The sequence below is a fragment of the Mesorhizobium sp. WSM3868 genome, from assembly GCF_002294785.1.
Taxonomy (GTDB): domain Bacteria; phylum Pseudomonadota; class Alphaproteobacteria; order Rhizobiales; family Rhizobiaceae; genus Mesorhizobium.
In genome coordinates this window covers 334,891-347,936 of the sequence record NZ_NSGB01000002.1, presented here as the reverse complement: position 1 = coordinate 347,936, position 13,046 = coordinate 334,891, and the positions used below count along the sequence as shown (strand labels likewise).

Sequence of the window (13,046 nt, the reverse complement as noted above, 5' to 3'; positions counted from 1 at the left end):
GGTCGAAGAGCCGCAGGACGAATGAAATGCGGTAGCGCTAAAACAGAAAATACCGTTGCGCCATCGGCAGCACGGTCGCCGGCTCGCAGGTCAAGAGCTCGCCGTCGGCGCGCACCTCATAGGTTTCCGGGTCGACCTCGACGTGCGGCGTGGCGTCGTTGAGCACCATCGAATGCTTGCCGATGCCGCCGCGCGTGTTCTCGACCGCGACCATCGCCTTCTCTACGCCAAGCCTGCCCTGCAAGCCGGCATCAAAAGCCGCCTTGGGGACGAAGGTGACCGCGGAGTTGGTCAGCGCCTTGCCGTAGGCGCCGAACATCGGCCGGTAGTGCATCGGCTGCGGCGTCGGGATCGATGCGTTGGGATCGCCCATCGGGGCGGCGGCGATTGTGCCGCCTACCAGCACCATCTCCGGCTTGACGCCGAAGAAGGCCGGGTTCCACAGCACGAGATCAGCGCGTTTCCCGGCCGTCACGGAGCCGATCTCCTTCGACAGGCCATGCGCGATGGCCGGATTGATGGTGTATTTGGCGATATAGCGGCGGACCCGGAAATTGTCGTTGTCGCCCGTCTCCTCAGCCAGCGCACCGCGCTGGCGCTTCATCTTGTCGGCGGTCTGCCAGCAGCGGATGGCCACCTCGCCGACGCGGCCCATGGCCTGGCTGTCGGACGAGATGATCGAGAAGGCGCCGATGTCGTGCAGGATGTCCTCGGCCGCGATCGTCTCCTTGCGGATGCGGCTTTCGGCAAAGGCGATGTCCTCGGGAATCGACGGCGACAAATGATGGCAAACCATCAGCATGTCGAGATGCTCGGCCAGGGTGTTGACCGTGTAAGGCCGCGTCGGGTTGGTCGATGACGGGATCACGTTGGGCAGGCCGCAGACCTTGATGATGTCGGGCGCATGCCCGCCGCCGGCGCCTTCGGTGTGGAAGGCATGGATGGTGCGGCCCTTGATCGCGGCAACCGTGTTCTCGACAAACCCTGACTCGTTCAGCGTGTCGGTGTGGATCATCACCTGCACGTCATAGTCGTCCGCGACCGAAAGGCAGCAGTCGATCGCGGCCGGCGTCGTGCCCCAATCCTCATGCAGCTTCAGCGAGCAGGCGCCGGCGAGCACCATTTCCTCCAGCGCCGCCGGCCGCGACGCATTGCCCTTGCCGGACAGCCCGATATTCATCGGGAAAGCGTCGAAAGACTGGATCATGCGCGCCATGTGCCAGGGGCCGGGCGTGCAGGTGGTGGCCAAGGTGCCATGCGCCGGACCGGTGCCGCCGCCGAGCATCGTGGTAATGCCGCTCATCAGCGCTTCCTCGATCTGCTGCGGGCAGATGAAGTGGATATGCGCGTCGAAGCCGCCGGCCGTGAGGATCTTGCCCTCGCCGGCGATGATCTCGGTGCCGGGACCGATGATGATGGTGACGCCATCCTGGGCGTCCGGATTGCCTGCCTTGCCGATTGCGGCGATGCGACCGTCCTTCAGACCGACATCGGCCTTGACGATCCCGGCGAGCGCGTCGACGACCAGCGCGTTGGTGATGACGGTGTCGACGGCACCGCCCGCCCTAGATACCTGGCTCTGGCCCATGCCGTCGCGGATGACCTTGCCGCCGCCGAATTTCACTTCCTCGCCATGGACGGTAAAATCCTTCTCGACCTCGATAACGAGCTCGGTGTCGGCAAGCCGCACCTTGTCGCCGACCGTGGGGCCGTACATCTGCGCATAGGCGGCACGGGAAATTCTTGCCATCAGCGATTGCTCCCAAAAGCGAGTTTGTGTGGGCGCGGAGCGCACATTGTCGCCATCCAATGGTCACGCAATGACCCGCTCGACGACACCTTCCAATCCCATTTGGCGGTTGAGGTGACCGAGTCAGCCCAAAACGACCGTTTTCCAAACCGAGGGAAGGAATATCCATGCGAAAGAGGATACTTTTCGCGGCCGCCGCCAGCTTGATGATGGCGGGTGCGGCCAGCGCGCAGCAGCAGCCCGCGCCGCAGCCGAGCCCGGCGCCGGCGGCACCTGCTGCCGCCGCGCCCAAGGCGCCAACGATCGAGAGCGTCAGCATCGTCGATATTACGGAACTGCCAAAGGACACGCAGACGCAGGTCAATCAGATCGTCGCCCAACGCGGCGACGCCGGCCTGCAGACATTGCGCAAATCGATCGACGCGACACCCAAGGTGAAGTCCGCGCTCGAAGCCAAGGGGATGAGCTCGGCGCAGGTGATCGCCGCCAGCCTGCAACCCAATGGCGCGCTGACGCTGATCACCAAGAAGGCGAGCTGACGACCAATGCTGGCGGGCCGGTTGCAGGCCCGTCAGCATCATCGCAAACGGAACCTCCCGCCGACAGGACTCGTTTCGCCTTTTTCGCCCCGCCACAAGTTCAACCAGGAGCGAGCGATGGCGAGCGCCCCGTGCCCCGGAACAGGATTTCCAGCCCTTGTCTTTCCAGCCCTTGTGGTGGCCATGCTTCTCGTGGTCGCCGCCCCAGCGTTTCCCGCGCAGCCTGCGGACGGCAAGCCGCCACTGGACAGCAACAAGCCGGGCGCGACGATCGTCGATTCCGACGTGCGGCAGGAGGAGGCGCTGTCGAAGACGGAGGCCGGCAAGGTCATCACCGCCATCGACCGCACGCGCGACAATATCGGCACCGTGCGCAAGACGACCAAGCTGGATACCGTCGATATCGTTTTCCTGACGGATGCCGCGCGCAGCGAAGGCGGGCCGCCGCCTGCGATCGAGAACAAGGTGAAGCAGCATCAGGAAGACGTCGCGGAGCTGCGGCAGGAGATCGAAGCGAACGCCCTGCTCTTCAATGCGATCGATTCGCGGCGCGTGCAGGCCGAGGACGTGCTTGCCGTCGAGTTCGACAATCCCGGGAAGGTCGTCATCTACGCGGCCGCCAAGCCGCCGAAGTGATTTGAGCGCGCCGCCACGCCTCACAGCTTGCCCATCACCTTCTGTTGAAATCCATAGACCTCGCGCCTGCCGCCGAGCGGCACCAGCGTGACGTCACGTTCCTGGCCCGGCTCGAAGCGCATGGCCGTGCCGGCGGCGATGTCGAGCCGCATGCCGCGGGCGCGTTCGCGGTCGAATTTCAGTCCCTCGTTGGTCTCGAAGAAATGATAGTGGCTGCCGACCTGGATCGGACGGTCGCCGCTGTTGGCGACCCTGAGCGTCACCGTCGGCAGGCCCTTGTTCAACTCGATGTCGCCCTTTGACGTGATGATTTCGCCCGGGATCATCGCGGCCTCACAGAACGCCGAAGGCCAGGCCAGCGCCGACCGTCGCGCAGGCGGCGCCGGCAAGACGCGCCAGGGGGCGGAAGCGGAGCCCAAGACCGAGCGCGGCCGCTATGCCGATGCCATGAAGAAGCGCCGTCGCCACGGCGAAACCCGCCATATATTCGAGGCCGCCGGCATTTTCCGGCACTTCGGTGCCATGCGCATGGCCGTGGAACAGGGCGAACAAGCCGATGATGGCCACACCCGCCGAGACCGGCAGGTCGACCGCCAGCGCCGCCAGCAACCCGATGGCCACGACCGAAGCGAGAATACCAGGCTCGACGAAAGGCACCGGCACCTGCAGCATGCCGAGTGCTGCGCCCGCCACCATCACGCCGACAAAGGCGAGCGGCCATGCCCACACCGCCTTGCTGCCTTTCATCGCCGCCCACAGGCCGACCGCGATCATGACGGTCATATGGTCGAGGCCCGACAGCGGGTGCATGAAGCCCGCCGTGAAGGACGAGGTCGTGCCGACGCCGACATGGGCGTAAGCCGGCATCGCCGCCGCCAGGAAGAGGATCGCGGCAAGCGCGGTGCGTTTCGTCGAAGCGGAAATCATGGGCGGGTCCTTTTCGAATTGCCGACTCAGGCGGCCTTGCGGGGGCCACAGCCTCCGGCCTTGAGCACGCGTTTGGTCGAGGCCGGGTATTTCTTCAACTTTGCCGCCGGCCGGATCGGCCGCGGCGCGAAATTGCCGCCGCAGTTCGGGCAGACGCCGCCGAGAACATCTTGCGCACAATCGGCGCAGAAGGTGCATTCGAAGGTGCAGATCAGCGCATCTGCCGCCTCCGGCGGCAGATCCTTGTCGCAGCATTCGCAATTGGGTCTGAGTTCCAGCATCGGGTCCTCCTCACCGAATCGGTTCGTGCACGGTCACCAGCTTGGTGCCGTCGGGAAATGTGGCCTCGACTTGGACGTCGTGGATCATCTCGGCAATGCCGTCCATGACCTGGGCGCGCGTGACGACATGGGCGCCGGCCTCCATCAGCTCGGCCACCGAGCGGCCGTCGCGGGCGCCCTCAACGACGAAATCGGTGATCAGCGCGATCGCCTCGGGGTGGTTGAGCTTGACGCCGCGTTCCATTCGCTTGCGCGCCACGATCGCCGCCATGGCGATCAGCAGCTTGTCCTTTTCACGCGGCGTCAGGTTCATGCGTCTTCTCGGTACTCACGATCAAAGTATTCGAAGGTCAAAGTGACCATAATTTGGGCAGGCCAGCCCGTCCGTTGAGCAGCTCGACGAGCGGAACCAGCCGCTTGCGGAGCTGGTAGCCGTCGCCGGCGGTGAGCCTCGCAAGAAGCTTGCCAGATTGCCCGACGCTCCAGAAACTGGCGCCACCCTGATCACCGATAATCGCGCGGGCAGGCCCCAGCATGGTTTCCGCACGCGGGGAGACGAGAAGCATCGTTGCAATTGCAAGCGCGCCACCGGCCACGGCCTGGCGCTGGAGCCCGGCCGCGATATCCGGGCCGATGCGAAAGTCCTCGGCGTGGATGAGCCTGCCACCCTGGCGAACCCGCCAGCGGTCATGGAAATTGCCCAGGACCGTCCGTTCGCCCATCGCAAGCCGGCCGAACAGCGTCGCCTCCAGGAGCAGCGCCTCGGCCCCGACCGCCAGCTCGATATGCAGCGCGCGGGCGAAGGCCGCGTGGTTGAAAACGATGGTTTCCTGCGGCAGCCAGGCAATGCGGCCGCCGGCGCCAACTGCGAGCCTGACCTTCGTCTCGGCCCGGTCGGATGCGGCGCGATAGATCTTCTCGCAGGCCTGGGTGGTGATCGATGCCGAGGCGCCCTCGCCGACCTCGATCTCCCAGCCCAGCCGGTCGCCGCCCGTCAGCCCACCGGCCGTGTTGATCAGCACGGCCTCGAGCGGGTCGCCTTGCACCGCCGGCATGCGAATCTTCGCCGATCCGTCCTGATAGAGACGTTGAAGGCGGGTCCTGCCGCGGCTCTTGCCGCAGAAAAGCCTGCCTCGCCCGGCAACACGTTGCGCGGCAGGCAGCGAAATCAGGATATCCTCGATCATGTCCACGGCGCCAACGTTAAGCACTCCACCGGCTTTGTCGATATATAGCTTGTTGCTTGACATCGTTTCGGTTTCTATAGAGGGAGCCACCTTGGAGCGGTCACACGGATTCCTGGCGAGGTAAGGGGCGACGACGTTTGTGAATCCGGGGACACAGGGGCGCTGATCAGTTGGCGTCGGAAAACGACAGGGGAAGGAACCGAATGGCTGACCAGCTGACGACCGAAATCATCGAAAAGATCAAGGCGCATGCCGAACCGGGCGGCGAAGAAATCACGCCGAGCACGGATCTCAACACGCTGGGGATCCATTCGCTGGAATTGACCGAGATCATCTTCGATCTCGAGGAGAAGTACGGCATCGAGATCGAGATGAACACGGTCGACGCCTGGAGCAACCTCAAGAACGTCGGCGACATGGTCGAGGCGGTTCGCGAACTGATCGCGAAAAAAGCCTGACTGCATGCTCAAGCGCGTCGTCATCACCGGCATTGGCGGAATATGCGGGCTCGGCACCGATGTGCCGGCGATCTGGGACGCCATGCGCGCCGGCCGCTCGGCAATCGGCCCGATCGACAATCCTTCGCTGCATGACCTGAAGGTCAAGGTCGGCTCCGAAATCAAGGCGTTGCCCGATCACGGCATCGATCGCAAGCAGGTGGTGTCGATGGACCGCTTCAGCCTGCTGGCGGTGATCGCGGCGCGCGAAGCGATGCGGCAGTCCGGACTGGTCGCGCATACCGACAACACCTATCGGATGGGTGCCGTTGTCGGCGTCGGCGTCGCCGGCTTCGAGACGATCGAGGAAAATTACCGCGCGATCCTGATCGAGGGGCGCAACCGCGCTGCTATCTTCACCGTGCCGAAGGTTATGCCTGGCGCGGCCGCCGGCCAGGTCAGCATGAGTCTCGGCCTGCGCGGACCTGTGTTCGGCGTCACTTCGGCCTGCGCGTCGGCCAATCATGCCATCGCCTCGGCCGTCGACCAGATCCGGCTTGGCCGCGCCGACGTCATGGTCGCCGGCGGCACCGAGGCGCCGCTGGTCTGGGGCGTGCTCAAGGGCTGGGAGGCGCTGCGCGTGCTCTCGCCCGACACCTGCCGGCCGTTCTCTGCCGACCGCCAGGGCCTGTCGCTCGGCGAAGGCGCAGGCATGGCGGTGCTGGAAAGCTACGACCACGCGATGGCGCGCGGCGCCACCATCCTTGCCGAGATCGCCGGCGCGGGCCTCTCGGCCGACGCTTCCGACATCGTCGCGCCGACCGTCGAGGGACCGGAAGCGGCGATGCGCTTCTGCCTGGTGGATGCAGGGCTCAATCCCGAGGACGTCGACTATCTCAATGCGCATGGCACCGGCACCAAGGCCAACGACCAGATCGAGACCGCGGCGATCAAGCGCGTCTTCGGCGAGCATGTGAGCGCGCTCTCGGTCTCCTCGACCAAGTCGATGCATGCGCATTGCCTTGGCGCCTCGGGCGGGCTGGAGATGATCGCCTGCGTCATGGCGATCCGCGACGGCATCGTGCCGCCGACTGCCAATTTCCGCGAGCCCGACCCCGAATGCGATCTCGACGTGACGCCGAATGTGGCGCGCGAGCGCAAGGTGCGCGCAGCACTGAGCAACAGTTTTGCCTTCGGCGGCACCAATGCCGTGCTGGCCTTCAAGGCGATCTGAGACGGGCGATCTGAGATGGGCGACCCGACACGGGCGCTCGCCGGCGCCGGACGCGTTCCCATCCTTGCGGGTGCTTTGGCTGACTGACCGTCCACGGGGGGTCGATTGCCGGCCATATTGATCCCGAAGGGTCGGGATCCTAATTCTTGCCCACCCGCCACGCGCGCCGCCACGCGCCCATCCGCATCCGGAGCCCCGATGACCGACCTGTCCGCCTTTCCGATCGCCAAGCGCTGGCCGGCCAAGCATCCCGATCGCCTGCAGCTCTATTCATGGCCGACGCCCAACGGTGTGAAGATTTCGATCGCACTGGAGGAGATCGGCCTGCCTTATGAGCCGCATCCGGTCGACATCGGCAAGAACGAGAGCTGGACGCCGGAGTTCCTGTCGCTCAACCCGAACGGCAAGATACCGGCAATCATCGATCCGAACGGGCCCGGCGGTAAGCCGATCGGGCTGTTCGAATCCGGCGCCATCCTGCTCTATCTCAGCGACAAGACCGGCAAGCTGATCCCGGCCGATCCCATCCGGCGCTACGAGACGATCCAGTGGGTGTTCTTCCAGATGGCCGCGATCGGCCCGATCTTCGGACAGGTCGGCTTCTTCAACAAATTCGCCGGGCGCGAGATCGCCGACAAGCGCCCGCTGGAGCGGTATCGCGACGAGTCGAGGCGCCTCATCGGCGTCCTGGAAACGCGGCTCAAGGGCAGGCAATGGATCATGGAAGACGAGTTCACCATCGCCGACGTCGCGACGCTCGGCTGGGTGCGCAATCTGATCGGCTTCTACGAAGCGCGCGATCTGGTCGGCTTCGACGATTTCCCCGGTGTCGCGGCATGGCTGGAGCGCGGCCTCGCACGGCCCGCCGTGCAGAGGGGCCTGACTATCCCGGCCAGGAGCTAAGTCGCTCTATTTGGGCTTGGCCTTGGCGCCGCCTCGGCCGAGCACGGATGCGGCAAGCCGCGCGGTGGCCACCACCGCGCCGGTCGCCACGCTTGCCACAGTGCGGATCGGCCCCGAGCTTGCCGCCGGCTTATGCGGCTTCGCGGCCTTCGCGGGGGCCTTGTGCGCGGTGCCGGGCACGACTTTCTTGGGCGCGGCCTTGCCGAAGCTCGGCTTGGCGTCCTTGGAGCGCTCGGCCGTTGCGGTAGCTGCACCAGCTCTGGATTGATTGGCTCTGCTTCTTGCAAGCGCGGGTTTTCTGGTCTTGGTTGCCATAAGACGGCTCCCTGTTATCGCGCAATTCCGGAAGCCGTTACACACTTTCTTTCCTGGAATCGCGTCAGTGCCGGACAATTCGGGTCATGGAGATAACGACCTGTAAATCTTAAGGTTCCCGCCCGAAAATGGTGAAAATTGAGCAGGTTAACCAATCACCAGGTCGGCCTCCCGGCGACGCGCCAGCACCCGCTCGATATTGGGCATGTCGTTGGAGGCGATCCAGGCGCGGGCGTCCTCGTCGGACTTGCCATGGCCGCGCCAGCGCTCCATCAGCCGGCGCTCGAGCTCGTTGCGCGGGACATCGACGAAAATGGTGAAATCGAACAGCTCTGCCAGCCGCGACCACGGCTCCTCGTCGAGCAGCAGATAGTTGCCCTCGACCAGGATGAACTTGGTGTCGGCGGAAATGATCTCGGCGGCGGCGCGCGAGAGTTCGATGCTGCGATCGAAGACCGGAATGGCAATGTCCGGCTCGCCGGAGCGGATCCGCTTCAAAAGCATCTCGAAGCCGGCAAAATCGAAGGTTTCCGGCGCCCCTTTTCGGGCGCGCAGGCCGCGCCGGTTGAGCACGATGTCGTCATAGTGGAAGCCGTCCATCGGCACGACTTCGGACGTGCCCTCCGGCAGCAATTCATGCAGCCTGCCCGATATGGTCGACTTGCCGGCTCCCGGCGGGCCGGCAATGGCAACGACGAAACGCTTGGCCTTGCCGGCGCGCTTGAAGATGGCGGCAGTGATATGGGCTAAGTCAGACATCAGCGCCTCTTCGCTAGCGACTCCGGCCGCATCTTGGCGGCACCGGGGAGAAATTTCAAACGGTTATAAGGCTCTGCCGCGCGCCCTTGAGATCGGTCGGCATCCTCTGGCGGAGCAAGGGCCTCAGGCGGGTACGGAACGGCCGATGCGCAGGAATTCGCCGTCGAACGGTATCTCCTTCGCTGAGCCATTTTGGGCAAGGATGCGCAATCGATCGGTCGCTTGTTCCAAGCCGCTCGGCGGTTCGACGTCGGCTGCCGGAACCGCGCCGATGACATGGCGGAAGGAGACGCTGCGCCCTTCGGCAAGCGCAAAGGCCGTCGCCACGCCTTCATGCTTCAGCCAATTGTCGCCGAGCGAGGCGGCGTGGCCGACCGCGGCGCGGCCGTCCTCGATGCCGAGCACGCCGACATGGCGGCCGCTCCAGGGCGCATAGTCGCGCCCGCCATTGCTGAACCACAGCATGGTGACCGGCAGCTCGGCCGGGTTCTTCAGCACCAGCACCAGATCCTGCTCGGCGCGGCGGGCGAGCGCCGTCCAGCCCGGCCCGCCATGATCTGCCTCGACCAGGATGATGAAATCCTCGCGCCGGTCTTCCATGCGGTAGTCGGCGAGATCGGCGGTGCCGCCGGCCGCGAGCGGGAAACGGGTCAGGTCGGTGGCGCGGGCGGGATAGGCCAGCCGAAACCGGCCGCGCGCCGGATCGGGCTCCAGCGGGGTCGCCGGCGTGACCGCCAGACGTTTCGGCGAGAAGGCGAGCCGGCCGCCGTCCTGCATCGCCGTCATCGGATGGTGGGCGACGGAAATGGCGCCGGAACCGCCGGAGAAGATGTGTTCCTGGTAGAGGAAAGGATGGTTGTCGCGGAGCGTGAAGAGCTTGTCGATGGAAGCTCCCATCACCTTGCGCCGCAAGCGGAAAACGGCGCGCCAGCCGCCGGCGATGGCACTGCTTTCGACGACATCCCACTCGCTGTTGGCGGGCCAGCCATGGAGGGGTGCTTCCTCGACATCGCTGGTGGAGAACGGCGCGCAGAGGAAGTCGCCGGACAGGCGCACCGTGCCTTCGGGGAGGTTTTCCGGCAAGGTCGCGCGCGGCGAGCCGACCCAGGGCGCGCGGTGCAGCGGTTTTAGGCGGCGGCCATCGGCCTCGATTTCCAGGGCGGCGATGTGGCCGACGGCGAGATCGAGCGAAACCGAGATGCCTTTTGCGTTGATGCTGAGGGTGTCCATTGCCAAACCTCGAATCTTCGGTGACAACAAAGCCTGACCGGCGGCAGCGGCGCAAGCAGGGCGATAGGCATTTTGCATCAAGCGAATGCCACCAATTGTCGAACTTGGCGCTGCCGACCTTGAAGGCAATTCAACCTCCTGCAAACCGCCAAAAGCTGGGCAAATGCCTCATTCCCGCCGTTAACCAGTTGGACGGGGCGGATGCGGTACGCTAGCTTCGCCGCATCTCCGCAACCGTTTTTGAAACAATCTTGTCCACTCCGCTTTCGCTCCTCCACAAACTGATGGCCGCGCTGGTCCTGCTGCTCCTCATTGCCGGCTGCACCACCGCCGCGCCGCCGGAGACCGTGCTGGCCGTGCCGGCGCAGCCGCAGAAATATGCCGCGATCGTGGTCGACGCTTCGACCGGCAAGATGCTGTTCGAGGTCAATTCGACGGCGCAACGCTATCCCGCGTCGCTGACCAAGATGATGACGCTCTACATGCTGTTCGAGGCGCTGGAGAGCGGCCGGGTGAGCAAGGAGACGCAGATCCCGGTATCCAACCACGCCGCCGCGCAGCCGCCGACGAAGCTGCGCTTCAGGCGCGGCGAGACGATCGACGTCGATTCCGCCATCCGCGCCATGGTGGTGAAGTCGGCTAACGACGTGGCGGTGGCGGTGGGCGAATATCTCGGCGGCGGCAGCGAGGAGCAGTTCGCCGCCATGATGACCGCCAAGGCGCGCCAGCTCGGCATGACCAGCACCCACTTCCGCAACGCCTGCGGCCTGCCCGACGACGGCCAGGTGACGACGGCGCGCGACATGGCGGTGCTGGGCATCGCGCTCCAGCGCCGCTTCCCGCAGCATTTCCACTATTTCTCCGAAAGCGACTTCATGTTCCGCGGCCGGCTGGTGCGCGGCCATAACGACATGCTGGGACGGGTGCGCGGCGTCGACGGCATCAAGACCGGCTATATCCGCGCCTCCGGCTACAACATCGTCACCTCCTACAATGCCGACGGCAGGCATTTAATCGTGGTGGTGATGGGCGCCCAAAGCGCGCGCCAGCGCAACGACCATGTCGAGGCGCTGATCCAGCGCAGCTTGGCGCCGATGAGCGCCGATGCGCAGACGCGGCTGATGTATGCCGGGCAGCAGCCGGCCGGTTCTGCGCTTCCGGGTGTGCCGGCGCCGAGTTCGTCGCTGCCCGGTCTGCCGGCGCAGTAGCGAAGTGCGGGTGGCGGCGGCAGCCTGCTCAAGCGACCGGCTTGACCTTTTGATGTAATTTACTGGCCAGGACCCCCACAGGGCCAGGACAGGCCAGGCGGTGGCGACCATGGCTCCAGCGAGGCAGGACCAATGCTTTCGACCGGCGGCGCTGCCCCTCACCTGCCTGCCGGCATCCTCTCCCCGTAAGTGACGGGGAGAGGGGCGCTCTCATCGCCGGTTTCGCCAATAGCCAGCGGTGCAGAGGAAGGCGCCGAGCCTGCGCCCAGCCTCCTTCTCCCCGTCTATACAGGAGAAGGTGCCGGCAGGCGGATGAGGGGCGGCGCTGCCCCGAGAGATTTGTTGTTGCTCAGTAAGCCCTTTCAACCGAATCTTCCCAGAATTGGATCTATGTCTTTGCGCGCCGAAAGCAGATCCATCCATCACAACAACTTGTTCGGTCACACCAGCTTCACAGTCGCGATGGATATGCCGCGCCGGCTCGGCGTATCGTATCGAAGCCCGAGAAGAGGAGCACTGAGCATGGCCGGCGACCCGAAGGCATCCGCGCAGACAATGGCCGACACCGAAAACGACTCGGGCGGCGAATATCTTGAGGCGGCCACCGTGCCGGAAGATCAGCATGAGGCGGCGGACGAGATCCTCGAAGCGCCGGAGGTGCCGGATTCGGAGCCGCACCTGCCTGGCGCGGCGCGCGCAAAGCCCAAGAAAAAACCGTCGGCGATCAGCGGCCGGAAGTTCCGCAAGCGCGACCTGGTGCGCGTCGACGACCTCAGGCCGAGCCTCGCCGACCGCATCCGCTCCGACCATCCCGACCTGCCGCGCGGCGCCCGCATCAGCCGCGAGGAGCTTGCCCGCTACCGCATGCGCTACATGGAGGAATTGCTGCAGCAGGAGCATGGCGAGTTCTCCGAGCTCGACCGCCAAGTGGTGGAATCGATCGCCAGACAGGACACGATCTCGGAAAACTCGGAAGAAGAGTTCGAGGAGCGCCGCTCCTTCGCCGACCGCGTCTCCGACGACATGGCGGCCTTCGGCGGCAGCTGGTGGTTCCTGATCTCGTTCGCGGCGGTGCTTCTGATCTGGATCGGCCTCAACCTCGTCGAGGGCGCGGCCGCCGCCTTCGATCCCTACCCGTTCATCCTGCTCAACCTCTTGCTCTCCTGCATCGCCGCCATCCAGGCGCCGATCATCATGATGAGCCAGAAGCGGCAGGAGGCGAAGGACCGGCTGCGCTCCTTCAACGACTACCGGGTGAACCTCAAGGCCGAGCTCGAAGTGCGGCACCTGCACGAAAAGCTCGACTACCTGATCTCGCGCCAATGGCAGCGCCTGGCCGAGATGCAGCAGATGCAGCTCGACGCCATGCACGAGCTGACCGCGAAGAAGCAGAAGCGGGCGACGCGCGGGGTGCAGCGGAGGGTGGCGGAGAGAGACGCGGAGGGGTGAAAGGGCTGGCGAGAGCTTGCGCCTGAACAACGCTCGGAAATCTCGATGCATTGCCGAAGCGGGCCACCGGCCTCCGATCCCTACATCAGTTGGGACCGCTCGCTCTCGACTCCGGCACCTCCATCGGACGAATACCAGCCTGCCCGCTATTGCGAATATTCCGCCAGGCCAATTGGCCGTTGAAGCCGGCA

The 13,046-nt window shown here is 65.1% G+C and carries 16 protein-coding genes; 7 read left to right on the top strand and 9 right to left on the bottom strand.

What is annotated here, in order from left to right; all coding sequences use genetic code 11:
- Positions 1 to 37: 37 nt before the first annotated feature.
- Positions 38 to 1,753: an urease subunit alpha gene (ureC, locus tag CK221_RS04970; protein WP_179295086.1), complete on the bottom strand. Its 1,716-nt coding sequence runs from the start codon at positions 1,751 to 1,753 to the stop codon at positions 38 to 40.
- Between the two features lie 164 nt (positions 1,754 to 1,917).
- Between ureC and CK221_RS04965 the strand changes: the two genes are divergently transcribed.
- The gene (locus CK221_RS04965; protein ID WP_095776920.1) at positions 1,918 to 2,289 is read left to right on the top strand and encodes a hypothetical protein; all 372 of its coding nucleotides are present in this window, start codon (positions 1,918 to 1,920) and stop codon (positions 2,287 to 2,289) included.
- A 117-nt stretch (positions 2,290 to 2,406) separates the two neighbouring features.
- Complete coding sequence (locus CK221_RS04960) at positions 2,407 to 2,925, top strand: hypothetical protein (RefSeq protein ID WP_245430572.1); 519 nt, start codon at positions 2,407 to 2,409, stop codon at positions 2,923 to 2,925.
- Between the two features lie 20 nt (positions 2,926 to 2,945).
- Here CK221_RS04960 and CK221_RS04955 read toward each other — a convergent pair whose 3' ends face one another.
- Genes CK221_RS04955 through CK221_RS04935 form a run of 5 tightly spaced genes read right to left on the bottom strand, consistent with a single transcriptional unit; the run spans position 2,946 to position 5,326 of the window.
- On the bottom strand, positions 2,946 to 3,251 hold the full coding sequence (locus CK221_RS04955; protein WP_095776919.1) for an urease subunit beta: 306 nt from the start codon (positions 3,249 to 3,251) through the stop codon (positions 2,946 to 2,948).
- A gap of 7 nt (positions 3,252 to 3,258) precedes the next feature.
- Positions 3,259 to 3,852: a HupE/UreJ family protein gene (locus CK221_RS04950; protein ID WP_095776918.1), complete on the bottom strand. Its 594-nt coding sequence runs from the start codon at positions 3,850 to 3,852 to the stop codon at positions 3,259 to 3,261.
- Positions 3,853 to 3,878: 26 nt separating this feature from the next.
- On the bottom strand, positions 3,879 to 4,133 hold the full coding sequence (locus CK221_RS04945; RefSeq protein WP_066999128.1) for a DUF1272 domain-containing protein: 255 nt from the start codon (positions 4,131 to 4,133) through the stop codon (positions 3,879 to 3,881).
- Between the two features lie 10 nt (positions 4,134 to 4,143).
- Positions 4,144 to 4,446: an urease subunit gamma gene (locus tag CK221_RS04940; protein ID WP_066999125.1), complete on the bottom strand. Its 303-nt coding sequence runs from the start codon at positions 4,444 to 4,446 to the stop codon at positions 4,144 to 4,146.
- A gap of 37 nt (positions 4,447 to 4,483) precedes the next feature.
- Positions 4,484 to 5,326: an urease accessory protein UreD gene (locus CK221_RS04935; protein WP_179295085.1), complete on the bottom strand. Its 843-nt coding sequence runs from the start codon at positions 5,324 to 5,326 to the stop codon at positions 4,484 to 4,486.
- 197 nt (positions 5,327 to 5,523) lie between these two features.
- On the opposite strand from CK221_RS04935, the gene CK221_RS04930 reads away from it, so the two are divergent.
- The 3 genes from CK221_RS04930 to CK221_RS04920 all read left to right on the top strand — a co-directional run bounded on the left by CK221_RS04930 (position 5,524) and on the right by CK221_RS04920 (position 7,894).
- Positions 5,524 to 5,778, top strand: coding sequence for an acyl carrier protein (locus CK221_RS04930; RefSeq protein WP_040975089.1), 255 nt, complete (start codon positions 5,524 to 5,526; stop codon positions 5,776 to 5,778).
- Positions 5,779 to 5,782: 4 nt separating this feature from the next.
- On the top strand, positions 5,783 to 6,991 hold the full coding sequence (locus tag CK221_RS04925; protein WP_066999123.1) for a beta-ketoacyl-[acyl-carrier-protein] synthase family protein: 1,209 nt from the start codon (positions 5,783 to 5,785) through the stop codon (positions 6,989 to 6,991).
- 198 nt (positions 6,992 to 7,189) lie between these two features.
- Complete coding sequence (locus CK221_RS04920; protein WP_066999120.1) at positions 7,190 to 7,894, top strand: glutathione S-transferase N-terminal domain-containing protein; 705 nt, start codon at positions 7,190 to 7,192, stop codon at positions 7,892 to 7,894.
- Between the two features lie 6 nt (positions 7,895 to 7,900).
- On the opposite strand, the gene CK221_RS04915 is transcribed toward CK221_RS04920, so the two are convergent.
- The 3 genes from CK221_RS04915 to CK221_RS04905 form a co-directional block, all read right to left on the bottom strand.
- A complete protein-coding gene (locus CK221_RS04915) occupies positions 7,901 to 8,209 on the bottom strand; it encodes a hypothetical protein (RefSeq protein WP_095776917.1) in 309 nt (102 codons plus the stop codon).
- A gap of 147 nt (positions 8,210 to 8,356) precedes the next feature.
- Entirely contained in the window at positions 8,357 to 8,968 is a 612-nt protein-coding gene (locus tag CK221_RS04910; protein ID WP_095776916.1) for a nucleoside triphosphate hydrolase, read from the bottom strand.
- A gap of 123 nt (positions 8,969 to 9,091) precedes the next feature.
- Positions 9,092 to 10,198, bottom strand: a complete 1,107-nt coding sequence (locus tag CK221_RS04905; protein WP_095776915.1) for a hypothetical protein — start codon at positions 10,196 to 10,198, stop codon at positions 9,092 to 9,094.
- A gap of 284 nt (positions 10,199 to 10,482) precedes the next feature.
- On the opposite strand from CK221_RS04905, the gene CK221_RS04900 reads away from it, so the two are divergent.
- Positions 10,483 to 11,406, top strand: a complete 924-nt coding sequence (locus CK221_RS04900; protein WP_095776914.1) for a D-alanyl-D-alanine carboxypeptidase family protein — start codon at positions 10,483 to 10,485, stop codon at positions 11,404 to 11,406.
- A gap of 522 nt (positions 11,407 to 11,928) precedes the next feature.
- Positions 11,929 to 12,855 (top strand): DUF1003 domain-containing protein, encoded by a 927-nt coding sequence (locus tag CK221_RS04895; RefSeq protein WP_095776913.1) that lies wholly within the window; start codon positions 11,929 to 11,931, stop codon positions 12,853 to 12,855.
- Positions 12,856 to 13,046: the final 191 nt, after the last annotated feature.